The organism is Parafilimonas sp. (genome assembly GCF_051953455.1).
Lineage (GTDB): Bacteria > Bacteroidota > Bacteroidia > Chitinophagales > Chitinophagaceae > Parafilimonas.
Genome location: NZ_JBQCIT010000023.1, coordinates 14,848 through 40,761 on the forward strand (window position 1 = coordinate 14,848; position 25,914 = coordinate 40,761).

Annotated in this window: 25 protein-coding genes; 16 read left to right on the forward strand and 9 right to left on the reverse strand. The window is 39.5% G+C overall.

From position 1 onward, the window contains the following. Positions 1–561 precede the first annotated feature (561 nt). The 8 genes from amaB to ACTHN6_RS09170 all read left to right on the forward strand — a co-directional run bounded on the left by amaB (position 562) and on the right by ACTHN6_RS09170 (position 8,508). Complete coding sequence (gene amaB / locus ACTHN6_RS09135) at positions 562–2,082, forward strand: L-piperidine-6-carboxylate dehydrogenase (RefSeq protein ID WP_440435447.1); 1,521 nt, start codon at positions 562–564, stop codon at positions 2,080–2,082. A gap of 66 nt (positions 2,083–2,148) precedes the next feature. After that, the gene (locus ACTHN6_RS09140; protein ID WP_440435448.1) at positions 2,149–2,772 is read left to right on the forward strand and encodes an energy transducer TonB; all 624 of its coding nucleotides are present in this window, start codon (positions 2,149–2,151) and stop codon (positions 2,770–2,772) included. 115 nt (positions 2,773–2,887) lie between these two features. Continuing rightward, positions 2,888–3,682: a thymidylate synthase gene (locus tag ACTHN6_RS09145; protein WP_440435449.1), complete on the forward strand. Its 795-nt coding sequence runs from the start codon at positions 2,888–2,890 to the stop codon at positions 3,680–3,682. Between the two features lie 64 nt (positions 3,683–3,746). Next, the gene (locus ACTHN6_RS09150) at positions 3,747–4,244 is read left to right on the forward strand and encodes a dihydrofolate reductase (protein WP_440435450.1); all 498 of its coding nucleotides are present in this window, start codon (positions 3,747–3,749) and stop codon (positions 4,242–4,244) included. A 99-nt stretch (positions 4,245–4,343) separates the two neighbouring features. Next, the gene (locus ACTHN6_RS09155) at positions 4,344–5,141 is read left to right on the forward strand and encodes an O-methyltransferase (RefSeq protein WP_440435451.1); all 798 of its coding nucleotides are present in this window, start codon (positions 4,344–4,346) and stop codon (positions 5,139–5,141) included. A 354-nt stretch (positions 5,142–5,495) separates the two neighbouring features. Beyond that, positions 5,496–6,620 (forward strand): Re/Si-specific NAD(P)(+) transhydrogenase subunit alpha, encoded by a 1,125-nt coding sequence (locus ACTHN6_RS09160; protein ID WP_440435452.1) that lies wholly within the window; start codon positions 5,496–5,498, stop codon positions 6,618–6,620. Positions 6,621–6,751: 131 nt separating this feature from the next. Next, on the forward strand, positions 6,752–7,063 hold the full coding sequence (locus ACTHN6_RS09165) for an NAD(P) transhydrogenase subunit alpha (protein ID WP_245751267.1): 312 nt from the start codon (positions 6,752–6,754) through the stop codon (positions 7,061–7,063). Between the two features lie 5 nt (positions 7,064–7,068). Further along, a complete protein-coding gene (locus tag ACTHN6_RS09170; protein ID WP_440435453.1) occupies positions 7,069–8,508 on the forward strand; it encodes an NAD(P)(+) transhydrogenase (Re/Si-specific) subunit beta in 1,440 nt (479 codons plus the stop codon). A gap of 90 nt (positions 8,509–8,598) precedes the next feature. On the opposite strand, the gene dprA is transcribed toward ACTHN6_RS09170, so the two are convergent. The 3 genes from dprA to ACTHN6_RS09185 all read right to left on the reverse strand — a co-directional run bounded on the left by dprA (position 8,599) and on the right by ACTHN6_RS09185 (position 11,851). Continuing rightward, a complete protein-coding gene (gene dprA, locus ACTHN6_RS09175) occupies positions 8,599–9,699 on the reverse strand; it encodes a DNA-processing protein DprA (protein ID WP_440435454.1) in 1,101 nt (366 codons plus the stop codon). A 108-nt stretch (positions 9,700–9,807) separates the two neighbouring features. Next, positions 9,808–10,524, reverse strand: coding sequence for an SIMPL domain-containing protein (locus ACTHN6_RS09180; RefSeq protein ID WP_440435455.1), 717 nt, complete (start codon positions 10,522–10,524; stop codon positions 9,808–9,810). Between the two features lie 94 nt (positions 10,525–10,618). After that, the gene (locus ACTHN6_RS09185) at positions 10,619–11,851 is read right to left on the reverse strand and encodes a nucleoside recognition domain-containing protein (RefSeq protein ID WP_440435456.1); all 1,233 of its coding nucleotides are present in this window, start codon (positions 11,849–11,851) and stop codon (positions 10,619–10,621) included. Positions 11,852–11,965: 114 nt separating this feature from the next. Here ACTHN6_RS09185 and ychF point away from each other — a divergent pair, with 114 nt between their 5' ends. Then, entirely contained in the window at positions 11,966–13,078 is a 1,113-nt protein-coding gene (gene ychF, locus ACTHN6_RS09190; RefSeq protein ID WP_440435457.1) for a redox-regulated ATPase YchF, read from the forward strand. An 84-nt stretch (positions 13,079–13,162) separates the two neighbouring features. Here ychF and hisS read toward each other — a convergent pair whose 3' ends face one another. Both hisS and ACTHN6_RS09200 read right to left on the reverse strand, forming a co-directional pair. Beyond that, on the reverse strand, positions 13,163–14,521 hold the full coding sequence (gene hisS, locus ACTHN6_RS09195) for a histidine--tRNA ligase (protein ID WP_440435458.1): 1,359 nt from the start codon (positions 14,519–14,521) through the stop codon (positions 13,163–13,165). A 44-nt stretch (positions 14,522–14,565) separates the two neighbouring features. Continuing rightward, the gene (locus ACTHN6_RS09200; protein ID WP_440435459.1) at positions 14,566–15,054 is read right to left on the reverse strand and encodes a low molecular weight protein-tyrosine-phosphatase; all 489 of its coding nucleotides are present in this window, start codon (positions 15,052–15,054) and stop codon (positions 14,566–14,568) included. A 163-nt stretch (positions 15,055–15,217) separates the two neighbouring features. Here ACTHN6_RS09200 and ACTHN6_RS09205 point away from each other — a divergent pair, with 163 nt between their 5' ends. The 7 genes from ACTHN6_RS09205 (at position 15,218) to coaD (ending at position 21,307) form a co-directional block, all read left to right on the forward strand. Continuing rightward, positions 15,218–16,030 (forward strand): energy transducer TonB, encoded by an 813-nt coding sequence (locus tag ACTHN6_RS09205; protein ID WP_440435460.1) that lies wholly within the window; start codon positions 15,218–15,220, stop codon positions 16,028–16,030. 31 nt (positions 16,031–16,061) lie between these two features. Continuing rightward, a complete protein-coding gene (locus tag ACTHN6_RS09210; protein ID WP_440435461.1) occupies positions 16,062–16,295 on the forward strand; it encodes a hypothetical protein in 234 nt (77 codons plus the stop codon). Positions 16,296–16,359: 64 nt separating this feature from the next. Further along, positions 16,360–17,253, forward strand: coding sequence for a PstS family phosphate ABC transporter substrate-binding protein (locus ACTHN6_RS09215; protein WP_440435462.1), 894 nt, complete (start codon positions 16,360–16,362; stop codon positions 17,251–17,253). After that, on the forward strand, positions 17,253–19,010 hold the full coding sequence (locus ACTHN6_RS09220; protein WP_440435463.1) for a tetratricopeptide repeat protein: 1,758 nt from the start codon (positions 17,253–17,255) through the stop codon (positions 19,008–19,010). Before ACTHN6_RS09215 ends, ACTHN6_RS09220 begins: the two co-directional genes overlap by 1 nt. 211 nt (positions 19,011–19,221) lie before the next feature. Next, positions 19,222–19,743, forward strand: coding sequence for a bifunctional pyr operon transcriptional regulator/uracil phosphoribosyltransferase PyrR (pyrR, locus tag ACTHN6_RS09225; protein ID WP_440435464.1), 522 nt, complete (start codon positions 19,222–19,224; stop codon positions 19,741–19,743). A 105-nt stretch (positions 19,744–19,848) separates the two neighbouring features. Then, positions 19,849–20,781 carry an aspartate carbamoyltransferase catalytic subunit gene (locus ACTHN6_RS09230; RefSeq protein WP_440435465.1) on the forward strand — a complete coding sequence of 311 codons (933 nt, stop codon included), beginning with the start codon at positions 19,849–19,851 and terminating at the stop codon, positions 20,779–20,781. Positions 20,782–20,836: 55 nt separating this feature from the next. Beyond that, a complete protein-coding gene (coaD, locus tag ACTHN6_RS09235) occupies positions 20,837–21,307 on the forward strand; it encodes a pantetheine-phosphate adenylyltransferase (protein WP_440435466.1) in 471 nt (156 codons plus the stop codon). Between the two features lie 62 nt (positions 21,308–21,369). On the opposite strand, the gene ACTHN6_RS09240 is transcribed toward coaD, so the two are convergent. The 4 genes from ACTHN6_RS09240 to ACTHN6_RS09255 all read right to left on the reverse strand — a co-directional run bounded on the left by ACTHN6_RS09240 (position 21,370) and on the right by ACTHN6_RS09255 (position 25,900). Beyond that, positions 21,370–22,980 carry a Na+/H+ antiporter gene (locus ACTHN6_RS09240; RefSeq protein WP_440435467.1) on the reverse strand — a complete coding sequence of 537 codons (1,611 nt, stop codon included), beginning with the start codon at positions 22,978–22,980 and terminating at the stop codon, positions 21,370–21,372. Positions 22,981–23,060: 80 nt separating this feature from the next. After that, complete coding sequence (locus tag ACTHN6_RS09245; protein ID WP_440435468.1) at positions 23,061–23,816, reverse strand: class I SAM-dependent methyltransferase; 756 nt, start codon at positions 23,814–23,816, stop codon at positions 23,061–23,063. Positions 23,817–23,933: 117 nt separating this feature from the next. Next, a complete protein-coding gene (locus tag ACTHN6_RS09250) occupies positions 23,934–24,767 on the reverse strand; it encodes an aminotransferase class IV (RefSeq protein ID WP_440435469.1) in 834 nt (277 codons plus the stop codon). Then, positions 24,764–25,900 (reverse strand): DmpA family aminopeptidase, encoded by a 1,137-nt coding sequence (locus ACTHN6_RS09255; RefSeq protein WP_440435470.1) that lies wholly within the window; start codon positions 25,898–25,900, stop codon positions 24,764–24,766. The genes ACTHN6_RS09250 and ACTHN6_RS09255 overlap by 4 nt, the downstream gene beginning before the upstream one ends. Positions 25,901–25,914 lie beyond the last annotated feature (14 nt).

A 25,914-nucleotide genomic window follows, 5' to 3' on the forward strand; every position in this document is an offset into this window, starting at 1 on the left:
TTACCGTTTAAACTAACAATCTTTTCAGAAGAGGGATGAGGGAAGCTGAAAATAAAATCTATTTCACATTTAATTCTAACTGCGGTCATTTTTTAATCAATCATTTCAAAATTTTCCAGCTATCTATTTTAGTTACCACTTTTTACATGATAATATCTATAGGCTATTTATATTAGTTCTGATTAATATTTTAAATATAATTGTAGATAAATACATTACATAGATTATTTAGTAATTTTAAGTAAATAAATTAGCGTAAATATAAACTTAATGCTCGCTTTATATTCAGCATAATACAGAAGCAATTCATAAAGTAAAAAATGAATAATAAAAAATTGATAATCAATTAATAATACTATTTTATATTATTTTAATTAGTAGATAAATTTCACTTTATGGCTATTTGCTATGCTTCAGGATGTGATTTTGCATTTAAGCCGTTTAATTTTTAAAAACCTCTCCTCTTGCCGCTGAGAATAGATGCTTAAATTTGCTGCCTTAAATTGCTTTCTGTGGCCATTCGATTAAATGGCTCAACAGCTCATCTTAAAAATTATTCACATGGATTTTTTACAGCAGCTCGGTATCGCAACTGAAAATGCGGGTACTTCAACCGGATCAAAAACTTTTGCAGGTTCAGGAAGGAAAATAGATTCTATATCTCCGGTTGACGGAAAACCGGTTGGCAGCGTTTGGGACACTTCGCCCGAAGATTACAGCAAGGTTTTGGAAACAGCCCAACAAGCTTTTTTGGAATGGAGAAAAATTCCCGCGCCAAAACGTGGCGAAATGGTGCGGCAGTTTGGCGAAGCCTTGCGAAAAAACAAAGCGCCGCTTGGCAAGCTGGTGAGCTACGAAATGGGTAAAAGCCTGCAGGAAGGTTTGGGTGAAGTGCAGGAAATGATCGATATCTGCGATTTCGCTGTTGGCCTCAGCCGCCAGTTGTATGGCTTAACCATGCATAGCGAAAGGCCTGGCCACCGTATGTACGAACAATGGCATCCACTTGGTATCGTCGGAATTATTTCAGCCTTCAATTTTCCGGTTGCCGTATGGAGCTGGAACGCAGCTATTGCCTGGGTGTGCGGTAATGTTTGCATCTGGAAACCATCACCCAAAACGCCGTTGTGCGCTGTTGCCTGCCAGCAAATAATAGCTGAAGTGCTTAAAAACAATAATATGCCGGAAGGTATCAGTTGCCTGATAAACGGCGATGCCATTAGTAAAACTATGTGCGAAGACGAGCGCGTTGCATTGGTTTCTTTTACCGGCTCCACAAAAGTTGGGAAGATCGTGGGCGCAGCAGTAGCATCACGGTTAGGTAAATCCATCCTGGAACTGGGTGGTAACAATGCCATCATTGTTACAGAAGATGCCGACTTGAAAATGGTGCTTACAGGCGCTGTTTTTGGCGCCGTAGGAACGGCCGGCCAGCGCTGTACAACTACCCGTCGTTTAATTATTCATGAAAGTATTTATGATACGGTAATTGAAAACCTGAAAGCCGCTTATAGCCAGCTTAAGATCGGCGATCCGTTGAAAACTGAAAATCATGTTGGGCCTTTGATTGATAAAGCAGCCGTTAATAATTATTTAAAAGCTATTGAAAAAGCAAAAACACAATCCGCCAAAATTATTGTAGAAGGCGGGGTAATGGAAGGTGAAGGATTTGAAAGCGGTTGTTATGTAAAACCCTGTATTATTGAAGCGGATAATGACCTGGATATTGTTCAGACAGAAACTTTCGCGCCTATATTATATGTAATGAAATATTCCACCATTGAAGAAGCGGTAGCCAAACAAAATGGCGTACCGCAGGGTTTGTCGTCTTCCATCTTTACCAATAATATGCGGCAGATGGAATATTTTCTATCGGTTGAAGGAAGCGATTGCGGCATTGCCAATGTAAATATTGGTACCAGCGGTGCTGAAATTGGCGGCGCTTTTGGCGGCGAAAAAGAAACAGGCGGCGGGCGTGAAAGCGGCAGCGATGCCTGGAAAGCTTATATGCGCCGGCAAACAAATACAATAAATTATAGCACACAACTTCCTTTGGCCCAGGGAATTAAGTTTACTGTGTAAAAACATATGCGTTTATTTCGGCATTTGTGGCATCCTGTTTGAATTAAGGCGTACTAAAATTTTTTTATGAAGTACGCAAAATTCAAAAGCCTGGGATCTGTGGCTTTGGTTTCTTTAATGATAACAGCCTGTAATTCCAGTTCCTCAACTGATAAAATTGCTGATACTGCATCTACGCCGGCTTATACAACGCCGGAACCGTCAAATTCAGCAACTGATAATTTGGGAGATACTGCTGCCACAGCGCAAAATGAAACCGTGCCGGCTGCAGGTGAAAAACCCAAAGCAGCTATCACTGCAAAAAAACGCAAAGTGATTATTGAAGCTGAACCAGCTTCAAAATCTAAAAAAACAGAAGCAGATAAAAACGGCGTTTATACTTATACGGATATAGCGCCGGCATTCCCGGGCGGCCAGTCTGCCATAGAAAATTATATAAATAATCATATCGAATATCCGCAAACCGCTTTGGATGATAATGTTGAAGGACGTTCAGGCGTAAGTTTTGTGGTGAATGAGAATGGTAAGGTAACAGATGTGCATACGGTTGGTGCGAAGATCGGTTCCGGGCTGGATGAAGAAGCGGAAAGGGTGGTGGCTTCCATGCCTAAATGGACACCCGGAACCGTGAAAGGAAAACCGGTAAAAACGAGAATGACCTTGCCAATCGTTTTCCAGATTGAAGAATAATTTTATTTCGGTAAGCAATAAAGCCTCTGCACCTGCGGAGGTTTTTTAATGCACACCTTCTTCACAGCTCAAGGCTTACAGTTCACAGCTCATAGCTTTCTTTTACCTTGCGCCCATGCAGCAATACCAGCAATTACTACAGTTTATTTTAGATAATGGTACGCAGAAAACTGATCGTACCGGTACCGGCACTATCAGTTATTTTGGTTACCAGATGCGTTTTAAATTAAGCCAAGGCTTTCCCCTGGTAACAACCAAAAAGATACACCTGAAAAGTATTATTTATGAACTGCTTTGGTTTTTGCGTGGTGAAACCAATATTAAATATTTGAAGGAACATGGCGTAAGCATCTGGGATGAGTGGGCCGATGAAAACGGGGAACTCGGCCCTGTTTACGGAAAGCAGTGGCGAAGCTGGGCGGGCGCAAACGGTGAAACCATTGACCAGGTTTCGGATGCCATCAACCAGATAAAAAACAATCCCGACAGCCGCCGCATAATTATAAGCGCCTGGAATGTCGCCGATTTGCCTGGCATGGCCTTGATGCCCTGCCACAGTTTATTCCAGTTTTATGTGGCCGGTGGAAAATTGAGCTGCCAGTTGTACCAGCGCAGCGCCGATGTGTTTCTTGGTGTGCCATTCAATATTGCATCGTATGCTTTATTAACCATGATGATGGCGCAGGTTTGTAACCTGGAAGCCGGCGATTTCATTCATACGTTTGGCGACGTGCATATTTATAATAATCATATTGAGCAGGTACAATTACAGTTATCGCGAACACCCTATCCTTTGCCAACGATGAAATTAAATCCCTTGGTAAAAAATATTTTTGATTTTAAGTATGAAGATTTTACACTGGATAATTACCGGTTTCATCCGGCTATAAAAGCGCCAGTAGCCGTATAATCATAAGGAAATAAAGGCAAATTCAAATTGAAGTAATTTGCAAATCTTCATTTATACGTTACAAATGATTAAGAGTTTAGTAGTAGCAGCAGCAACAAATAATGCCATTGGCAAAGACAATCAACTGCTTTGGCATTTGCCAAACGATCTTAAGTTTTTGAAAAATAAAACCTGGGCCATGCCGGTGTTAATGGGCAGGAAAAGTTTTGAATCACTTGGTAAAAAACCCTTGAAAGGCAGGGTGAATATTGTGCTCAGCACAAGCAAATATTTTAAACATGATGGCATTGTGCACGTAAGCAATTTAAAGAACGCTTATTTTTTTGCAGCGGAAAATGATTACAAGGAAATAATGATTTTAGGCGGTGCACATGTATATGAACAAACCATAAATGAGGCTGATAATATTTATATAACAAGGGTACATCATGTTTTTGAAGATGCCGATGCTTTTTTTCCTGTTATTGATGAAAGCAAATGGAAGCTTGTGTTTAACGAAGATCATTATAAAGATGAAAAACATGCTTATGATTACAGCTTCCAGCATTGGGTGAAAAAATAAGCTCATTCTATAACCAGAAGAAATATTCACTAATTCATAAACAGCTATTAAGTTTGCGCAATCCTTAAGGGTTAAACATAGCTCCCTTCAGGCCCGGGCATGTATTCTTCAGCACAACTGGCATTTAAATATTTTAAATACTGGCTAACCGCATCAAACGGAAAAGGTCACGGTGTTCATTCTCCTTTTGTATATGATTTTATAAATAATGTGCTCAATGATAAACGCGAGTTCGACAGCTTTCGCTTCATTGAAAACATAAGGGCTGAATTAAAAAATAATCATAAAACAATAAATGTCCCCGATTTTGGCGCCGGCTCACGCATGCAGCTCAACAATAAACGAAAAATTTCAGCCATAGCAAATTCTTCCTTAAAGCCAAAAAAATTCAGCCAGCTTTTATTCCGCATTGTGCATTATTATAAACCGCAAAATATTCTGGAGCTTGGAACATCATTGGGTATTACCACCTCCTATTTATCGGCGGCCAATCCGTCATCTCAAATTATAACTATGGAAGGCGCACCGGAAGTGGCGGCCGTGGCTAAAAATAATTTTAAACAATTGCATCTTTCCAATATAAAAATTATTGAGGGTAATTTTGATGATACCCTTCCATTAGTCATCAGTGAACTTCCATCGGTTGATTTTGTTTTTATTGATGGCAACCATCGCAAAGAACCAACACTGAATTATTTTTATGAGTTATTAAGAATTACAGAGCGTACAACTATTCTTGTTTTTGATGATATACACTGGAGCCGTGAAATGGAAGCCGCCTGGGAAGAAATAAAAACACATCCTTCAGTCACGCTTACCATTGATTTGTTTTTTATTGGGCTTGTTTTCTTTCGCATAGAACAAAAAGTAAAAGAGGATTTTGTTATACAGTTTTAAGAGAAATCATACAAAAGAATGTGCTGGTTGATTTACCTGCTGATAACAATTGCAGTTATTGCGCTTTGTTATAAAATATATTGTCATGTGCAAATTGAAATGATAGAAAAGAAAAGGCTTGCGCTGCAGTTTTGCTTAACTATATGTTTTGCATGCCTGATCCCTGTGTTTCAACGTTTAAAAAATACTTCTGCCATTATGCTGGCAACCCGTGCCAATGCCGCTTTATGTGTTTTTTACTCCTGTATCCTCATAATGCTTTACCTGTTTTATTAAACATGTTCATCACAATACGGCAGCCGGATTTTGTTAATACAATAAAAGCCGATAATTTACGGGTTGTAACTATTGCCAATGACGATAGCCATCCTGAAAGAACCAATCAATGAAACAAGGGTTTCGCTTCTTCCTGAAGCGGCTGCCACACTTACCAAACAAAATATAGTTGTAAATATTGAAAAGAATGCCGGTGCATTGGCTTACGCTTCAGATGACTCATACCAATCAAAAAATATCGGCATAATTGAGCGGACAGAAATTTTAAATACTTCAGACATTATTTTATCTGTTCAGCCTTTATCAAAGGAAGATATTGCAATGCTTAAATCAAATACAATATTGATTGGCGTTTATCAGCCTTTATTCAATCATCAGTTTATAAAGCAACTGGCTGAAAAAAATGTAACTGCCTTCAGCCTTGATATGATGCCACGAACCACCCGTGCGCAAAGCATGGATGTGCTTAGCAGCCAGGCCAATATTGCAGGTTATAAAGCCGTGCTTGAAGCAGCCAATATTTATCCGCGCTACTTTCCCATGTTTATGACGGCTGCCGGCAGCATTAAGCCGGCTAAGGTTTTAATTCTGGGTGCCGGCGTTGCAGGTTTGCAGGCCATTGCAACAGCAAGGCGTTTGGGTGCGGTGGTTGAGGTGTTTGATACAAGGCCTGCAGTAAAGGAAGAAGTGATGAGCCTCGGCGCAAAATTTATAGAAGTAGAAGGTGCCGCCGATGCATCAAAAGCCGGTGGTTATGCTGTTGAACAAACGGAAGAGTATAAGCAAAAGCAACAGCAAAGGATTGCAGCTTCTGTTGCCAAAGCTGATATTATAATAACGACGGCGCAAATTCCCGGTAAGAAAGCGCCGGTATTAATTACAGATGAAATGCTTGATGGTATGAAGACCGGCTCCGTTATTATTGATCTTGCTGCAGCAACGGGCGGTAACACACTTCAAACAAAAAATAACGAAACGATTAGGTATAAAAATACAACCATTATAGGCAACAGTAATCTCGCCGCAACCATGCCCGGCGATGCCAGTAAATTATATGGCAGGAATGTGCTGGCCTTTCTGCAGCTTATCATAACAAAAGAAGGGGATATCAATCTGAATTTTGAAGATGATATTGTTGCCGGTTGTTGCATTACGCATGGTGGTAAGGTGATGAATGAAAGGGTGCGGCAGTTGATTGGCTGATAGGTTAATAGTTGAAATGTTTTTACATGGTCAGACGCTTCAAAAGCGTCGGGCCAATAGTTTAACGGCACACAGGGAAGAGATGCGCTTTTCAATTAGCTACTCGGCTTTGTGCATAAAAAATAAAAATTATGTTGAACTGGATAAGCGAAAACCAGCAATACATCTACATTGTAATACTTATGATTTTTCTTGGCATTGAAGTGATAGGCAGGGTGCCGAGTGTTTTGCATACGCCGTTAATGAGTGGCGCCAATGCCATTCATGGTGTAGTAATTATCGGTGCCATCATCGTAATGGGTAAAGCGGAAAGTAATAACTATGTAGCATTGATACTTGGCTTTCTTGCTGTGATATTGGGAACCTTAAATGTTGTAGGCGGCTTTGTTGTAACCAATCGTATGCTGGAGATGTTTAAAGGTAAAAAAGAAAAAAAACACTAATGTAAATGCTGTCAGAATTACTCACCTTAATTTATATACTGGCTTCAGTAACATTTATTATCGGTTTAAAGATGTTATCCAACCCGGCAAAAGCGCGTACTGGTAATTTGATTGCAGCAGCGGGAATGACACTTGCTATTCTCGGAACTATTTTTTTATATAAAGATGAGTATGGCCAGCCGCTTCATAATTATGGATGGATTTTCGGCGGCATCATAATAGGCGCAGTAATTGGTACACTTGCCGCCAAAAAAGTGAGGATGACAGCCATGCCTGAACTGGTGAGTTTATTTAACGGCATGGGTGGTGCATGCGCCATGCTTATTTCAATTGTTGAATTCAATCATTTAAGCGAAGTTTTTTATAAACCCGGCTGGAGTGAGGTGCCCTGGAAAATTAATAGTGCAATTATCGGCCACCTGCTCACGATATATGCCGGCGCATTTATAGGCAGCGTTTCTTTTGCAGGCAGTGTAATTGCCTGGGGTAAATTAAACGGAAAAATCAAAGATTTTTCTTTTAAAGGCCAGCATATTTTTAATATTGTTTTGTTGTTTGTTATTATCGGATTAATTATCTTTTTATTATTTGGCCTTAATCCGCTTAACTATAAACTGTTTTATCTTATCCCGTTTTTGTCGCTTATTTATGGAGTGCTGTTTGTGTTTCCTATTGGTGGTGCAGATATGCCTGTTGTAATTTCCCTGCTCAATTCTTTTACCGGTGTTGCTGCTGCCTGCGGCGGGTTTTTATATGATAATAAAGTAATGCTCACAGGCGGCATTCTTGTTGGTGCTGCAGGTACGTTACTTACTATTCTTATGTGCAAGGCAATGAACCGCAGTTTGAAGAATGTATTGATTGGAAATTTCGGAGGAAATAATACTGTTACCACACAAAGCAAATCAGGAGGAAATTATAGAGAGATCAGTGTGAGTGATGCGGCTGTAGCAATGGCTTATGCAAAAAAAGTAATGATAGTTCCGGGATATGGTTTGGCTGTTGCACAGGCGCAGCACGCCTGCCATGAACTGGAAAGTATGCTGGAAGATAAAGGTGTTGAAGTCAAATATGCTATTCATCCTGTTGCTGGAAGAATGCCCGGCCACATGAATGTTTTATTAGCAGAAGCAGATGTGAGTTATGATAAACTGCTTGAAATGGAGCATGCAAACGATGAGTTTAAAACAACAGATGTTGTGTTAATCCTCGGCGCTAACGATGTGGTAAATCCTGCGGCCAAAACAGATAAATCTTCTCCTATTTATGGCATGCCTGTGCTGGAAGTGCAAGAAGCAAAAATGGTGATTGTAAACAAGCGCAGCATGAAACCCGGTTATGCAGGCATTGAAAACCAGCTTTTCTTTCAGCCCAAAACCTCTATGTTATTTGGCGATGCCAAAAACGTATTGCAGCAACTGGTGGTTGAAGTGAAAGAACTGTAGTTGATGGAAACTTTTTAGGGAACAGGCAGATATTTATTTTATTCGAAAGATTCAAGAAAAAATAAACCTGTATTTCTCACTGATTAAATTTTAATACATCAGCTTATATATTTTTCCCGGCAGGCTTGTTATTACATTTTGCAATTCGAGGTTTAATATAGCTGCCGCTATTGAACTGCTGCTAAGGTTGCTGCGAATATTCAGCTCATCAATATGCACGCCATCTTTTTGTTTTAAAAGATTGACGATTATCTTTTCTTCTTCACTTAATTCAATAAATAATTCAGCCTGTAATTTCCTGCTGATTTTTTTGGGTTGCCAGCCCAGGCTTTCCATAAGTTCTTTTGCATCCGTAAACAAAGCTGCCTTATTGGTTTGAATAAGATAATTGCAGCCTGCACTTTTTGCATCAGAAGTGCGGCCGGGCAAGGCAAACACATCGCGGTTATAATTGTTGGCCAGTTCAGCGGTAATCATACTGCCGCCTTTTATTGCAGTTTCTATTACAATGGTAGCATCTGCCATGCCTGCAACAATCCTGTTGCGTTTTGGAAAATTATATTTATCCGGTTTTTCATAATGACGAAATTCTGTGAGTAAGCCACCCTGTTCTGTTATCTCTTTTGCCAGAGATGTATGCTGGCGCGGATAAATTATTTGCAAACCATGAGCCAATACAGCAACTGTTTCCAGTTTGTTTTGCAGCGCGGTTTTATGTGCTATGCTGTCAATACCATAAGCAAGCCCGCTTACAATTAAAACATTCATATCAGCAAGGTCATTCACCAATTTTTCAGTAACCTGTTTGCCATAATCTGTATTATTTCTTGTGCCGATAATACTTATAATGCGTGGAGCATTCAAATCTGTATTACCGCGATAATATAACAGCGTTGGAGAATCATAACAATTTAATAAGCGCTGCGGATAATTTTTATCTGTTATAAAAAGTGGTTGGATTTTATACTTTTCAATAAATTTTATTTCTTCTTCTGCTATCGAAAAATCATCAAACGATTTAATATTGGCCGCGCTTATTAAACCAATATTTTCCAGAGCGCTTAACTCTTTCTTTTTAGCTTTAAAAATGCTTTCGGCATTGCCATAAGTTTCAATAAGTGTTTTAGCCTGAACACAACCAACATTAGGAACAAGGGTTAAGGCAATTTGATACAAAAGGTCAATATTCATAAGGAAGAGGGTTATTACATTAAAAACGGCAATGAAAATAATAAATATTGCCACAACAAATAAAAAAGCCTGCGAAATTTCGCAGGCTTTAAAAAATCAATTCCGCCTTTACTTCAATTCAAAAACTACATTTACGCTGTATTCAATTTTTATCTTTTTAAAATCAACATCCATTGGTGCAGCTTCGGCGTCGGCTGTTTTCAGCATCATATTAGCGGCATACATTGGCCTGGGATAACTGCCGTTTTCTACCGGGTCATTAATGGTTAAAGCCTGGCCTACATTATCACCTAAAGCGGCAGCGAGGTAAGTTGCTTTTTCTTTAGCGGCTTTTATAGCCTGTATTTTCAATTCTTTTTTAATTGAATCCATTTTGCTGTGCGATGTGCGGCTTAAAGCAAAATTTTGTGTTGCCTGGTCATCCAGTTTATCAACCAGCTTGTCCATGTCATTCACAGACTTCATTTTTACTTCATAAGTAATCCCGGCCTTCATATCAGGATTTTTCTTTTTATTTTTTTGATACCACCAATAGTTGCCATCCCATCCTGAATAACCCTGTACAACCACATCAGTATCTGCAATACCCATGCTTTTTGCAGCGCTTAAAAACTGGTTACGAATGGTTTCTATGTCCACCTTCTCACCATTTTTCTTTGTGTATTCACGCAGTTCTACCTGAACATATATTTCATCCGGTGTTATTTCCAGTTCAGCAGTGCCGGTTACATTAATAGTGCGTTGCTTAATCATATTATCGCCTGTTTGTGCATTGGCAAATAATAAAAACAAACTTGCAGAGAGCGCTAAAAATACTTTCTTCATAATTCTCAATTTAATTTACAACATGATGAAGCTATTTAAAATATTACACAAGCATAAAATGCTATTAACAATGGTTTAAGAAAAAGCCTTTCATTTATTTAAAGAAAATGTATGCAATAATAATCGCAGCAATCACACCAATAATATCTGCGAACAATCCCGCCCAAACAGCATAACGCACTTTCTTGATACCAACGCTGCCAAAGTATAAAGCAAGGATATAAAAAGTAGTATCAGTGGTGCCCTGGAAGGTGCAGGAAAGTTTACCGATAAAACTGTCCGGCCCGTAAGTTTTCATGGCGTCTATCATCATGCCCCTTGCACCGCTGCCGCTAAAAGGCCGCATGATAGCAGTGGGTAATGCGGGAACAAAATCAGTATTTAAACCTGAAGCATGCACCAGGTAACTTATTCCATCCACAATATAACCAAGTGCCCCGCTATCCCTGAAAACGCGGATAGCTACTAGCATTCCAACGAGATAAGGGATTATTTTCAGCACTACATTAAAGCCTTCTTTCGCGCCTTCAATAAAAGCATCAAAAACCGATACTTTTTTATAAGCGCCGCCCGCAATAATGGCTATAATTATTATAAGCAAAATAAGATTACCGCTTATTGTGCTAAACGTAGTTTTGGTGGCAGCACTCATGTAGCTTACACCAATCATTAACACACCAACCAGCGCTATTAAACCAATGATCCATGCAAGCAAAACTGCGTCCCATTTTAATTTTTGTTTAATACCTACAACGATGATGGAAGCAAGCGTTGTTATTAATGTACCTAATACACAGGGAATAAAAACGCTGGTGGCATCGGTTGAACCTACCGAAATTCTATAAGTAAAAATTGAAAGCGGGATTAATGTGAGCCCGCTTGTATGCAATACCAAAAACATTATCTGCGCGTTGGATGCGGTGCCTTTGTTCGGATTAATATTTTCCAGGCTTTGCATCGATTTTAATCCAAAAGGCGTGGCCGCATTATCCAGACCAAGTATATTGGCGCTGAAATTCATCACCATTTCACCCATCACGGGGTGGCCATCCGGTACCTCGGGAAAAAGCCTTTTCATTAATGGATTTAACTTTCTTGCCAGCCAGTTAATAGCGCCTGCTTTTTCAGCAATATTCATCAGCCCCAAAAAGAAAACCATTGTTCCTATAAGTGAAAACGCAACATCTACAACGGAAGATTTGGCGGAATCAAAAATGCCGTCAACCAAAGTTTTGAAGATGGTGGTATCACCATCAACAAAAAACTTAATTAATGCAATAATAAAAGCGATAACAAAGAATGCAATAAATACGATGTTTAATGCCATGCGCCTGTCCGCTGCGACGGAAGTTTGATGAGGGCGTAAAATAAAAGAAACATTTCATTAATTCCGATAATACTACATTTGCGCCTCAAAATTTTTAAATCTTCCCTTAAGGGGATGGAGGTTTTAATTATGGCTTTACAGGCAGGTATAGTTGGGCTGCCCAACGTAGGAAAATCAACTTTGTTTAATGCATTGAGCAATGCGAAGGCACAGGCGGCAAATTTTCCGTTTTGTACAATAGAACCGAATGTGGGTGTAATCACGGTTCCGGATGAGAGATTATTTGAACTGGAAAAACTGGTAAACCCGCAGCGTGTTGTACCGGCTACCGTTGAAATTGTTGATATTGCCGGGCTGGTAAAAGGTGCCAGCAAAGGAGAAGGTTTGGGCAATCAATTTTTAGGAAATATCAGGAATACCGATGCTATTATTCATGTGCTGCGTTGTTTTGATGATGATAATGTAATACATGTTGACGGCAGCGTAAACCCGGTTCGCGATAAAGAAATTATTGATACCGAACTGCAGTTGAAAGACCTTGAAAGTGTTGAGAAAAAAATTTCGAGACTTGAAAAAGTTGCACGCACTGATAAAGATGCAGCAGCCGGCCTGGAAATATTAAGAGCATTAAAACAGCATTTTGAGCAAGGCAAAAATGCAAGAGGTTTCAGCGTGAATGAAAAAGACCGTGAAAAATATATAGATGATATTTTCCTGCTTACCATAAAGCCGGTGATTTATGTATGTAATGTGGATGAAAAATCTGTTATCACGGGCAATCAATACACAGAAGCTGTAAAAGAAACCGTGAAAGATGAGAATGCGGAGATATTATTTATAAGCGCTGCTATTGAAAGTGAAATAGCTGTAATGGATAGTTATGAAGACCGCAAAATGTTTTTGGAAGATTTGGGATTGAGAGAAAGCGGTGTTGTGCGGCTCATCCGTTCAACCTATCATTTATTAAATCTTGCCACTTATTTTACTGCCGGTGTGCAGGAAGTAAGAGCCTGGACGATTCATAAAGGCATGTCTGCACCGCAGGCGGCAGGCGTTATACATACAGATTTTGAGAAAGGTTTTATTCGTGCAGAAGTTATAAAGTATGATGACTTCCTTAAATATAAAAGTGAAGCAGCTTGCCGCAGTGCCGGTAAATTGGCTGTACAGGGAAAAGATTACATTGTTGAAGACGGCGATATAATGCACTTCCTGTTTAATGTGTAATATTTCAAACTGAATAAAAAAGAGGTTGTTCCGGTTATTGAAACAACCTCTTTTTTATTAAGCATTTATTTAAAGGCAGATATCCTATTCAAAAGGAAACGATAAAAGTTCTTCCTGGTTTATTGTATCCTGTTTCCCGGTAGTAATATTTTTTATTACACAGCTGCCCGCTTCAAGTTCCTTACTGCCAATTATAACAACATAAGGTATGCTATTACGTTCGGCATATTTAAACTGTTTATCGAATTTGGCAGTTTCGTGATAAATTTCTGCTTTTATTTTATGGCTCCTTAATTGCTTAAGAAGATGGTATGCAGCCTTGCTTTCTGCCTCGCCCAAATTAAAAAACAATACCTGCGTTGACGCTTGCAGCGATGATGGAAATAACTGTAACTCCTCCATTACATCATACATCCTGTCAACACCGAAGCTTATACCAACGCCCGGCAAGCCAGGCACATCAAATAAACCGGTCAGATCATCGTACCGGCCACCGCCGCCAATGCTGCCCATCTGCACATTTTTGGCTTTAATTTCAATAATGGTTCCGGTATAATAATTTAAACCACGGGCCAGCGTAAAGTCTATGGAAAAGTTGGCGTTATCTTTATTATGCGCCAATAAAAATTCCAGTTCATTAATACCTTGCTTGCCAATTTCAATTTCATCTATCAGGGATTTGATATTGCTTATTTTAGATGCATTATCACCTTCAATTGAAATGTACTGTTCAATCAGTTCAATCTGCAAATGCTGTAAACCCCTGTCTGCCAGTTCTGTTTTTACCTTGTCCCAGCCTATTTTATCCAGCTTGTCAATAGGAACAGTGATATCGGTTATTCTTTCGCTGCCGCCGCATAATTCAGCCAGGGCTGAAAGAATTTTCCGGTTATTGATCTTTATTTCAACATCAATATTCAGTTGTTTAAAAACATCTGTGTAAATATTGATAAGCTCCACTTCATTTAATAAAGAATTGCTTCCCACCACATCTGCATCGCACTGGTAAAATTCGCGGTACCGGCCTTTTTGCGGGCGATCTGCACGCCACACGGGCTGAACCTGGTAACGTTTAAATGGAAAGCTCAATTGGCCATAATTCATGGCAACATACCGGGCAAAAGGAATAGTGAGATCGTAACGCAAAGCACGTTCTGTAATGCCGGAAACATTTTTCCCTTCCAGCACTTTTTCAAAGTCAATCCTGGCCTGTTCATGTTTTTCTTTTCGCTCAAGACCATTGTTCAGAATCTTAAAAAGAAGTTTATCGCCTTCTTCTCCATACTTTCCTGTTAACGTATCAAGGTTTTCCATGGCCGGCGTTTCCAGTGGCTGAAAGCCGTATAACTCAAATACATTTTTTATTGTATTGAAAATATAATTGCGTTTGCGAATAGTGGCCGCATTAAAATCCCGTGTTCCCTGTGGTAGTGATGGTTTCATTAACAAGTAAAAATTAAAAAATAGATTTAAATTGAAAGCCGCTGTCAGGCAGGCTCTGTTTTGGTTTTTGTACTTTGATTTTCGAAATTTTGTATAACAGCGTCGCATGCTTTTTCAAGCATGGCATATACTTCGTGATAGCCCTGCTCTGTGCCATACCAGGGATCGGGCACATCCATATTTTTTCCCGGATAAACTTCATTCATCAGCAAAGCGGTTTTGGATGGATCCCATAGTCCGCCGCTTAGGCGTTTAATATCATTATAAATATCTTTATCCATGGCATATATTTTATCAAAGCGCAGCATGTCTTCTTTTATAAACTGCCTGCAGCACTGGCTGCTTATATCCACGCCATTAAGTTTAGCCACTTTTTGCGAAAGCCTGTGCGGCGGCTCGCCCACATGATAATTTGCCGTGCCCGCGCTATCAACCTGCCAGTTTAAACCGGCTTTATCTGCCTTGTGCTGCATAATGCCTTCAGCCAGCGGGCTTCTGCAAATATTGCCCAGGCATACCATTAAAATCTTCATCTGACTCTTTAATTAAGGCGCAAATATAGCTAACGAAAGACTGATGGAATTTCCGTATAGTTCAAACAACTGCAGGAACTTAATATTTATGGAAATATTTTCTTAAAGCATCTCATAAGCGGAGCGCTCTGTAACAAATCTATTCATCATTAAATTTTATTTTATGCTGCCTGATAAAATTATGCAGAGCGATTTGCTTGATATTCTTTTTGAAAACAGGAATAAAAATTATGGCGCTTACGCCATCAGAAGATCATATAATAAGACATTATTGTATGCCACGGGAATTACTTTATTTATAGCAACTGCTTTTTCTTTTTTCCAGTTTATACATCATAAAAATGATGCAGTGCTTTCCGGCAGGCTCGTGTATATACCCGATCCGGATTTGATAAAGATTATAGAAGCACCTAAAGAACCAAAGCCGGTTGAAAGCAAACCGGTTGAGAAAAAGATTAGCCAGAAAATATATTCCAAACCGGTAATATCTGATAAGATTGAAACAACGGAAATGCCAACGCTGGAAGAACTGGATAAGAATAGGATAGGTGTACAGAATATTATAGGTAAAGATTTTGATGGCATCATTCAGCCTCCGGTGGAAACAGTTGCTGATAAAGGAACAGCGGCTGTTAAACCCGAACCGGTAAAGGATGATAAACCTCTGCTTACAGCACAGGTAATGCCTGAATATCCCGGCGGCATTGAAGCGCTTAAAAAATTTATGTTGAAGAATTTGCGTCAGCCCGATGATTTGCAGGCGGGTGAAAAAATTATTGTGCGGGCCTCGTTTGTGGTAAATAAACAGGGAAGGATTGAACAGGTGAAAATTATTGCAAACGGGAGGGAAGACCTTGATAAAGAAGTAATAAGAGTGATTAACAGGATGCCTTTATGGAAACCCGGCATGCAAAATGGTACTACGGTTTCGGTATATTTTAATTTACCTGTAACATTTCTGGGTGCGGGAGAATAAAAAATATTTTATATTGCCAACTTTGAATTAAATGAATAACGATTTAGAAAGCAGGCGCCGCAAGAGCTATACGCAAATGCGCATGATTTACGATCTAACTATGGCCGGCCTTATGATTGGTATGTCTTTCATACTTTTTTTTGGTGATAAATTCGGATTGGATTTAATTGCAGGCCTTGATTCGCTTATGCGCTATGGTTTTGGCACGTTGTGTTTGCTGTATGGAGGATTCAGGATGTACCGTGGCATAAAACACAATTATTAATTTTTGAATGATGAGTGAGCGCAGGCTTTTTGTAAGTTTTTGCATTAGTGTTTTTTTATGTCTGGTGTTTGTAAACTGCAGAAATAAAGTTGACAAATACGATTCGCCGATAAAAGGTAAAATTTTCATAAGTGTTGATGAAAGTTTTAAACCGGTAATAACAGAGCAGGTCAAGGTATATGAAGCATCCCATCCCGGAACATATATAGAAGCAAGCTATAAGTCAGAAGCCGATTGTTTCAGGGATTTACAGAAAGACAGCACGAGAATGATAATTGTTTCAAGGGGATTGACTGAAGAAGAGAATCAATTCTATAAACAAAAGTTATCATTTAAAGTACAATGGGATATTTTAGCTTATGATGCCATTGTTGTAATTGTAAACAAGCAGTCGAAAGACAGTCTTTTCACTATTGATAAACTCAGGGGTTACCTGAGTGGAAAAGATACCAGCAAACTAGTTGCCGTTGATGGGAGAAATGCTACAAGTACCGTACGAATGTTAAAAGATTCCTTATTAATGGGAGCCGAGTTTGGGAAAAATGTGATGGCTGCACCAGATAGCAAAGACCTGATCAGTTATGTTTCGTCGAACGAAAATGCAATTGGTTTCATAGGTTTTTCATGGGTGGGCGATGAGGATGACCCTGTTCAGCAGCAGTATAAAGATTCTATCAGGTTTGGCCTAATAGAATGTAAAAATTGTGAAGCAGGTACATTTGCAAAACCTTCACAGGCAACAATTACAGCAGGGCAATATCCTTTGGTACGGCCTTTGTTTTTTATTTTAAAAGAAAATACTTTAGGATTAGGCTCGGGTTTTGTAAACTTCTTAAGCCTTGAAAGAGGCCAGCTTATATTCAGGAGAAGTTATCTCGTACCGGCTAAAATGAATTTCACGGTGAGAAAATCCATGATGGAGTCAAATACAAATCTCATAAATAAAACAACAGAATAATGAAGAAAACAATCTTATCTCTTGTTACTTTCTTAAGCATGTACACTATTGTTACTGCGCAAAGCATTGATGATGGTAAAAAGTTTTTGTATTATGAAAGATATACAAGTGCTAAACAGGCGTTTGAAAAACTTGCGTCGGGAAACAAAGATGCTGAAGCCGTTTACTGGCTTGGCCAGGCTTACGTGGATGCCGACCAGTTAGATAGTGCAAAAGCCGTTTATCAGAATGCATTAACCGCAGGGCTTAATGATCCGTGGATATGGATTGGCAGCGCTCATGTTGATGTACTGCAGGGTGGTGATATAAATGCTGCAAAGCAAAAGTTTGAGCAGGCAATTACTGCCACTACTAAAACAAAGGGAAGAAATAAAGGACCTAATGCTGATATCTTAAATGCAATTGGCCGCGCTATGGCCGATGGCCCCAGCACTGTAGGCGACCCGAATTATGGTATTGATAAATTAAAGCAGGCCGCTTCTATCGATCCTCAAAATCCTGGCATTTTTATCAATCTCGGAAAATGCTACCTGAAATTAGGCGGGGATCATGGTGGTGAAGCTTTTGAAGCCTTCAGGCAGGCCACTGTTATTAACCCGCAATTTGCTTTGGGTTATTACAGAATCGGTCTTATTTATCAAAGCCAGCGTAACCAGGAATCTATGAATGAATGGTACGGTAAGGCTATTAATGCAGACCCTGCATTTGCTCCTGTATATCTTCAATATTTCCAGTACTATTCTGAAACAGATGTTTCGGCAGCAAAAGAATATCTTGATAAATTCATTGCCAATGCTGATAAAGATTGCAAAACAGAATACTTTGTAGGCGATTATCTTTTCAGAGCCGGTAAATACCAGGAGTCATTGGCAAAAGCAAAAGAAATGGAAAGCGGTTCCTGTAAAGATTATCCAAGCATTAGTATATTATATGCCTATAACTATGACAGGTTAGGCGATTCTGTACAGGCAAAATCTTATATCCAAAAATATTTTGCAGCGGCAAGCCCCGATGCGCTGCAGCCTGCAGATTACGCTTTTGCCGGCAGCATTCTTGCAAAATTTCCAGACGGTGAAGACAGCGCAATTGCTTACCTGCAAAAAGCTGTAGAATTAGATACAGTGAAAGATGAGCAATTGAAATACTTGATTACGGCAGGTAAAATTGCTGCTGCTTCAGCAAATTACAGGAAGCAGCTTGCTCTTATTAAGAAGATGGAAACCATAAACGGCGGCAAACTTTCAGAAACAGAATATTTCAATCTGGCAAAAGCAATTACAGATGCAAAAGAAGCTGATTCTTCAAAAACATTTGATTCTTCAAAGTACCTGATTGGAGATTCTGTGATCATGTTATATGTAAGTGCATATCCTGATAAGCCGCAGGGTTATTCTTTCAGAACGCGTTTTGCAAAAATGAGCGACGTAGATTCAACAAGAGGTTTGGCGGTTGCACCAATTGAGCAATACAATGAATTTTTGTCAAAAGATACATCTGCCGACAGTAAAAAATCAATGTTTGCCAATTACTATTACCTGTTGCTTTATTATGCACAATATGCAACTGACGTTCCCAAAGAGCAGGAATACCAGCGTGCAATTGATGTTACTGAAAAGATGAAAGCCATATATCCTGATCCTAATTCTGATGAATATAAGTTTGCAGATGGAACAGGTAAATCACTGCAGAGCTCACTTGATAAGTTCAATAAATCAAAAGCTGCAGGCGGAAGTGGTTCCGGCAAAAGCCAGAAATAATTTATTAGATCATTTTTTTAAAAGCCCTTCAGTAATGAGGGGCTTTTTTAATGAAAGAAAATGCGTAAAATTTATTACCGGTTAACACGCATACATTGGTATTTGAAACCAGCCAGTGCTTGTATAGTTTACCGGCTGTAATAATCTTACTGCTCTTTGTTAGCCAAAGGAATTAATCTTTATCTTTATTCAAAACCAAAAAGTCCACGCTTTGAAATCTATTCTCACAAAAAACCAGATTAAGTTAACGGTAAAAAGATTGGCACACCAGATTTTAGAAAATCATCTTAATCTTGAAAACACGGTGCTTATTGGCATTCAGCCACGAGGTATTTTTTTAAGCGACAGGATTGTTGATGAATTGAAACAATTAATTCCTGCTGAAAAAATATTATACGGAAAACTTGATATTACTTTTTACCGCGATGATATTCGTGAAGAATTAAAACTTGCCAATGCTACGCAAATACCTTTCAGTACAGCAGGAAAAAATATCGTGATTATAGATGATGTTTTATGGACGGGCCGCACCATCCGCTCAGCTTTGGATGCGCTTATTGATTTTGGGCGGCCGCAAAAAGTGGAATTATGTGTTTTGATAGACCGGCGTTTTAGCCGTGAACTGCCCATACAGGCGGATTATGTTGGTCGTGCCATCGATACGTTCTCTTCCCAAAAAGTATATGTGCGCTGGCAGGAAAATCATGGCGGCGATGAAGTGATATTGGAATGATGCGGTTCAAGAACCCCGTTAATCAGCAACATTGATTGTAATCTGAGACGTGTTTATAAAACTATAAACCAGAAACTGCAAACTAAATTATATCTTCGCTTTTTAATGAAGCTGTCATCAAAAAACCTGCTCGGCATTAAAGATCTCTCCAGAGAAGATATCCAGTTAATCCTTTCCACCGCAAGCCAGTTTAAAGAAGTATTGCAAAGGCCCGTAAAAAAAGTGCCTTCACTGCGTGATGTTACCATCGTGAATCTCTTTTATGAAAATTCTACCCGCACAAGATTTTCTTTTGAGCTTGCAGAGAGACGCTTAAGCGCCGATGTATTAAATTTTGCCGCCGGCACATCATCTGCCGCAAAAGGCGAAACATTGCTTGATACGGTGAACAACATCCTGAGCATGAAAGTGGATATGGTGGTGATGCGCCACAGCGCCACTGGCGCGCCGCATTTTCTTGCACAACATATTCCCGCAGCTATTGTAAATGCCGGTGATGGAATTAATGAACATCCAACGCAGGCTTTGCTGGATGCCTATTCCATGCAGGAAAAAACAGGAAAACTGGAAGGTTTAAAAGTTGCCATTATCGGCGACATTATGCACAGCCGCGTAGCGCTCAGCAATATTTATTTGCTTACAAAAATGGGCGCCGAAATTACCATTGCCGGACCGCCAACGCTCATCCCAAAATATTTACAGGAAGCATTTAATGTACATGTTACCTATAATGTAAAAGAAGCGTTGCAGTGGTGCGATGTGGCGAATGTTTTACGCATTCAGTTAGAGAGGCAAAATCAGCCATTGTTTTCTTCGCTGCGGGAATACAATCTCGCTTATGGCATAAAAAGAAGTTTGCTCGACAGTATTGGTAAAGACATTGTGATTATGCACCCCGGCCCCATAAACCGAGGTGTTGAATTAGACAGCGATGTTGCTGACGGCCCGTATTCTATTATATTAAACCAGGTGGAAAATGGTGTGGCAGTGCGCATGGCGGTCTTATATTTGCTAAGCCCGCAAAGCGCCAATTCTTAATAACATAAATAAGTGATTGCCGATAATTTTTTTCGGAATCATTGAGGAACACGCTATGAGTATTTGTTTATTTCCAGGCACTTTTGATCCGGTTACTTTAGGCCATATTGATATTATTGTACGTGCAAAACCTTTGTTTAAAAAGGTAGTGATTGGCATTGGCAAAAATTCATCCAAATCTCCCATGTTTTCTGCCGAGCAAAGACTGGAATGGTTCAATGAAATTTTTAAAGATGAGCCTGGCATTGAAGCTGCTATTTATGAAGGCCTTACCATTAATTTTTGTAATGAAATAGGTGCAAAATTTATTCTGCGCGGTATTCGCTATGTGAGCGATTTTGAATATGAAAAAGCTATCGCCGATGCCAACCGCACACTGGATAAAAGCATTGAGACCATTTTTCTCACCGGCGAACCCATTTATACGCATGTGGCTTCAACCATTGTGCGGGATATTATAAAGAACCATGGTGATGCTTCCCCTTTTTTACCCGAAGTTGTTACCAGAAGTTTGAAGAAACAATAAAATCGATTAATCTAAAAACCATCTTCTTAAATAGATAAAACCACTCACGGGCGGCCAGCCTGTTACTGTTTTTTAAGACGTGCTTCTTCCAAATCAAGGTTGTCTTCCATATCCCTTATAATATAGTCTTCATAAATTCTTTCATCTTCAATTTTATGCAGCAGGCGCCTTCTCTCTTCAATAATATCGAGCATAATATTCTTGTATAACTTTCTTGAAGAACCCACAAATTCTTTTACTGATAATTCCTCGCCTCTAGCCTTGTCTGTAGCTTCAATATTTCTTTCAAATTGTTCTCTAATTCTGGCTATTGATTCGTACTGTTTCATTTCTTCCTGGTAATGTTCGTTAAGATAATTGATCACCTGTTTTGCTATGCGGTACCGTATATCTTCCAGTTGCACTTCATCGGGCACATATTCATCAATCTCTTCAATCTTTAAAAGTTTAATAAAGAAAGGCAGGGTGAGGCCCTGGAAAACAAGCGTTGCAAGAATAATTACAAACGTTATAAAAAGAATGAGATTCCTGTGCGGAAAGGTGCTGCCATCATCCAATGTAAGCGGGATAGCCAGTGCAGAAGCCAGCGATACAACGCCCCTCATGCCAGACCAGCCTATAATAAAGGGAAACTTCAGCCCCGGGCTTTTTTCTTTTTTCCTGATGGTTGGGCTAAGCCATCTTGGAATAAATTCTATCAGGTACACCAGTATAATTCTTAACGCAATTACAATACCAGCAATAATAAGCGCATATTTTATGGCCACATCAATATCATATTCCCCTTTAAGGCCTTCCATAATTACGGGTAGCTCCAGGCCAATTAATATGAATACAAAACCATTTAATAGGAAGTCGATGGTTTCCCATACTTCTTTTGTCTGAATACGTGTATGATAGTTGAGAAAATCTTTTGAGCGGAATGATAAGAACAATCCGCCGCTAACCACAGCCAGTACACCAGACCAGTGAAACTGTTCTGCAATAATATACATGAGGTAAGGCGCTATCAGCGTGATGGGCGTTGTAATGCTGGAAGACCTTGCCCAGGCTGTTAACACAAAGAATAGCACATGAGCAATTACCAATCCCACAAAAACACCCATAACCGCAAGTTCAAAAAAGTTTACAATAGCATTCTGCGCTACAAAATCGCCTGTTTTTATAGCGGCCAAAGCAAATGAAAATACGGTGAGTGATGCCGCATCGTTTACGAGGCTTTCGCCTTCCAGGATGGTGATGCCCCTTTTGGGAATTTTTGCGCCCTTTAATACAGATGCTGCCGCCACAGCATCCGGCGGTGAAATAATACCGCCCAGCAGGAAACCCATTGCGAGTGTAAAGCCGGGAATAATGCTCACGGAGAAATGTGCTATTGCCATTGATGTAAAAAATACCAGTCCAAACCCAAGCAAAAAAATAGACCGTTTCCATTTCCAGAAATTATTCCATGATGTATGCCATGCAGCATCAAACAGCAGGGGAGGAAGGAAGATAAGAAACACTATATCGGGGTTTATGCTTATGTTAGGTATTTGCGGAATGAACGATATGCACAGCCCGCCAATAACCAGGAAAATAGGATAGGATATTTTTATGCGCTGGCTTAACACAAACAATAAAGCCATTGCAAAGAACAACGAAATAATAAGCAACAAACTATGATGAATCATACGTTGCTAAAATACAACATCCATTTTTTTTGATTTTAGCGGCGCAGTGAAATCAATGCCATCAGGCCGGTTAATTACAGTTACAACCTGCCAACATACAATTTTGTATCGTACCTGAATTCTATAGTATTATTTTGATTAAACCTGTCAAATATTTTTCGAAGGTTTTCAATCATTGCATTGTGTTTGGGATGATCTTTATCAGGCGCATAAGAAGAAGAGAGCAGTCTTCCCTTCAGTGATTCAAAATCGAAGACCTGCTTGTTATCGAAGCTTTGCTTTATAAACTGTGCCGGCGCATAAAAATCAGCAATTATTTTATCATTAATATTTTTATGGTCTACTTTGGAGTAATCAAGTGAATAATCAAACAGCAGTTGTTCATAGGCCTGCTCAAAAGGTGAAGTGGTGCGTCTTTCATTCCATACCAGGCAGCAATAACCGCCCGGTTTTAAAATACGTTTAAACTCTGCTTTGGTTTTCGGCACTTCAAACCAATGAAACGCTTGTGCCGCCGTTACCAGGTCAGCAGCCCCATCCTGTAAATTTGTTTGCTCTGCCGTACCGTTAATACTAATAAAATTTGAATACTCCTGCAATAAATCTTCTGCTTTGTGGCGCATAGCCGTGTTGGGTTCCACGGCATATACGGTATTGCCATAGTCCAAAAAATTTTTTGCAAATATGCCCGTGCCGGAGCCAATATCTGCAATAACCTTATCTTTTCTTAAACCAATGGCCTGCTCAAGAAAAGGAATAATTTCAGCAGGATAAGCCGGGCGATACTTTACATAGTTGTTTACCCTGTTGCTAAACCGTTGCGTATTATTTTCCATATCAAAAATAATTTCTAAGGTAATGCTGCGGCAATAAATATGTGCATTACACACTGCTTAATAACTTTTTATTATGCTGGTAATTCATTCAACATATTCTGTTCCGGGCTTCCTGGTTTAATATGTGGTTTGCTGGTTTTCCATCTTCATAAACAAGTCGTATAATGCTGCTGTAACATTTCCGGGTTTGCCGTCGCCAACCTTTTCGCCGTCTATTTCTACTATGGGCAATAAACGTTTGGTAGTACTGGTCGTGAAAACTTCAGCAGCGTTCTTAAGTTCAGTTAATGTAATATCACGCACAGTAACAGGCATGATATCTTTAGCCAGTTCCAGAACTTTTTTACGCGTTATGCCGGCAAGAATATTATTAGCCGGGGTTAACAATTCTCCGTTATTGTTTATGATGAATATGTTGGACCGCGGAAACTCACTTATAACCTCATGCTTATAATACAATACATCATCTGCCTGTTTTTCTTTTACTTCTTTTTGGAGCCACACACCCATTAGATAATTGATGGATTTTACAGATGGAAGATCGCGCAGATATTCATGCGTAATGATTTTTATACCGCTTTCATATTTTTCTTTTGGCGGTAATTTTAGTGGTTGCTGCTGAATGATGATATTACCCTCCACAGGCGAATAGCCATCGGGAGAATAACCACCGGTTGCAGTTATACGAATGCCGCTTTCGGGCAGGTTATTTTTTTCTATGAGTTTAAAAATAATTTCTTTTAATTGTTCTCTTTCAAGTGGAACAGTAATAAACATGGCTTTTGCAGAATGATAAAACCGGTCAAGATAATCTTCTAAAAATAAGGGCTTGTTATTACCTGTTCTGAAAAAATCAAACACGCCATATCCTCTTTGCAGGCTTAGGTCACTTATTTGTATAGCCGCTTTATCTTCTTCAAAAAAATCATTATTTATGAAAACCCATCTCATGGCTGGTACCTGTTATATTTCTTTAAGATAGAAATTACTTTGTCTTTGGGCAGTTCTTCAACTGTATGCCCGTTGCGGCCTTTCATGGTTTTGGCGGCAAACAAAGAATTAATGATCGCTTCTTCTGTGGCTTCAATAGCAGCCATAAACAACGGCGACATATCATCATTAAAAACAGTGGAAGTTGTATATAATTTTTGCGTAACATTGTAAGGAATGCGAATGCTTGTATCAGCAGAAAAAGCGATTACATAATCACCGCTACCGTTACTGGCAATGCCGCCTGTTTTTGCCAGGCCCATGAATGCACGTTTGGCCAGACGTTCGAGGTTGCGTGCATCTAACGGTGCATTGGTTGCAACAACAATCATACAACTGCCATCAACAGGGTTGTTGAGCTGATCGCTTAAGAAATATTTACCCAGTTCCTGTGCCACAGGCACGCCGGCTATTTGCAACACGCCGCCAAAATTTGTTTGTACCAACACCCCCACTGTATAGCCGCCTAAAGCTTTTGGCAATACCCTCGATGAAGTACCAATGCCTCCTTTAAACCCAAAGCAAACCGTGCCGGTTCCTGCGCCAACATTCCCTTGTTCTACTTCACCGGGTTTTGCATTTTTTATGGCATCTAAAACATCCTGTTCCTGCACATGCCTGCCGCGTATATCATTCAAATAACCATCATTGGTTTCACCAGCAATAATATTTACACTGGCTATATCTTCATTGCCTTTTTGCGATAAAGTATAGGTAATGCCTGCATTAATGGCATTTGCCACATTTAATGTGTTGGTAAGAATAATGGGGCTTTCAATATTGCCTAATTCTTTTACCTGTGTTATACCGGCCAGCTTTCCAAAGCCGTTGCCTGTAAAAACAGCAGCAGGCACTTTTTGCTGAAAAATATTACCTCCATGCGGCATTATAACGGTAACACCGGTTCGGATGCTGTCGCCTGTTATTAGAGTTTTTTGTCCAACCAACACACCTGCAACATCAGTAATGGCATTGTTCCTGCCTTTTTGCAAAACACCGATTTTAATGGGTGCCTGTGCATTTGTATTTATTATATAACCTAAACAAGCAAGTAAATAAAACAACCTGCAGTTAAGTATGCGTACTGTTTTCATGTTTGTGTAAATAT

What these genes read in the sequence shown, in the direction of transcription:
- ACTHN6_RS09240 (WP_440435467.1), bottom strand. Translation starts at nt 22,980, where the DNA reads ATGATTCATCATAGTTTGTTGCTTATTATTTCGTTGTTCTTTGCAATG.
- ACTHN6_RS09145 (WP_440435449.1), top strand. Translation starts at nt 2,888, where the DNA reads ATGCAGCAATACCAGCAATTACTACAGTTTATTTTAGATAATGGTACG.
- ACTHN6_RS09160 (WP_440435452.1), top strand. Translation starts at nt 5,496, where the DNA reads ATGACGATAGCCATCCTGAAAGAACCAATCAATGAAACAAGGGTTTCG.
- ACTHN6_RS09155 (WP_440435451.1), top strand. Translation starts at nt 4,344, where the DNA reads ATGTATTCTTCAGCACAACTGGCATTTAAATATTTTAAATACTGGCTA.
- ACTHN6_RS09255 (WP_440435470.1), bottom strand. Translation starts at nt 25,900, where the DNA reads ATGAAAACAGTACGCATACTTAACTGCAGGTTGTTTTATTTACTTGCT.
- ACTHN6_RS09200 (WP_440435459.1), bottom strand. Translation starts at nt 15,054, where the DNA reads ATGAAGATTTTAATGGTATGCCTGGGCAATATTTGCAGAAGCCCGCTG.
- coaD (WP_440435466.1), top strand. Translation starts at nt 20,837, where the DNA reads ATGAGTATTTGTTTATTTCCAGGCACTTTTGATCCGGTTACTTTAGGC.
- ACTHN6_RS09165 (WP_245751267.1), top strand. Translation starts at nt 6,752, where the DNA reads ATGTTGAACTGGATAAGCGAAAACCAGCAATACATCTACATTGTAATA.
- dprA (WP_440435454.1), bottom strand. Translation starts at nt 9,699, where the DNA reads ATGAATATTGACCTTTTGTATCAAATTGCCTTAACCCTTGTTCCTAAT.
- ACTHN6_RS09230 (WP_440435465.1), top strand. Translation starts at nt 19,849, where the DNA reads ATGAAGCTGTCATCAAAAAACCTGCTCGGCATTAAAGATCTCTCCAGA.
- ACTHN6_RS09140 (WP_440435448.1), top strand. Translation starts at nt 2,149, where the DNA reads ATGAAGTACGCAAAATTCAAAAGCCTGGGATCTGTGGCTTTGGTTTCT.
- ACTHN6_RS09245 (WP_440435468.1), bottom strand. Translation starts at nt 23,816, where the DNA reads ATGGAAAATAATACGCAACGGTTTAGCAACAGGGTAAACAACTATGTA.
- ychF (WP_440435457.1), top strand. Translation starts at nt 11,966, where the DNA reads ATGGAGGTTTTAATTATGGCTTTACAGGCAGGTATAGTTGGGCTGCCC.
- hisS (WP_440435458.1), bottom strand. Translation starts at nt 14,521, where the DNA reads ATGAAACCATCACTACCACAGGGAACACGGGATTTTAATGCGGCCACT.
- ACTHN6_RS09220 (WP_440435463.1), top strand. Translation starts at nt 17,253, where the DNA reads ATGAAGAAAACAATCTTATCTCTTGTTACTTTCTTAAGCATGTACACT.
- ACTHN6_RS09170 (WP_440435453.1), top strand. Translation starts at nt 7,069, where the DNA reads ATGCTGTCAGAATTACTCACCTTAATTTATATACTGGCTTCAGTAACA.
- amaB (WP_440435447.1), top strand. Translation starts at nt 562, where the DNA reads ATGGATTTTTTACAGCAGCTCGGTATCGCAACTGAAAATGCGGGTACT.
- ACTHN6_RS09210 (WP_440435461.1), top strand. Translation starts at nt 16,062, where the DNA reads ATGAATAACGATTTAGAAAGCAGGCGCCGCAAGAGCTATACGCAAATG.
- ACTHN6_RS09150 (WP_440435450.1), top strand. Translation starts at nt 3,747, where the DNA reads ATGATTAAGAGTTTAGTAGTAGCAGCAGCAACAAATAATGCCATTGGC.
- ACTHN6_RS09180 (WP_440435455.1), bottom strand. Translation starts at nt 10,524, where the DNA reads ATGAAGAAAGTATTTTTAGCGCTCTCTGCAAGTTTGTTTTTATTATTT.
- ACTHN6_RS09185 (WP_440435456.1), bottom strand. Translation starts at nt 11,851, where the DNA reads ATGGCATTAAACATCGTATTTATTGCATTCTTTGTTATCGCTTTTATT.
- ACTHN6_RS09205 (WP_440435460.1), top strand. Translation starts at nt 15,218, where the DNA reads ATGCTGCCTGATAAAATTATGCAGAGCGATTTGCTTGATATTCTTTTT.
- ACTHN6_RS09250 (WP_440435469.1), bottom strand. Translation starts at nt 24,767, where the DNA reads ATGAGATGGGTTTTCATAAATAATGATTTTTTTGAAGAAGATAAAGCG.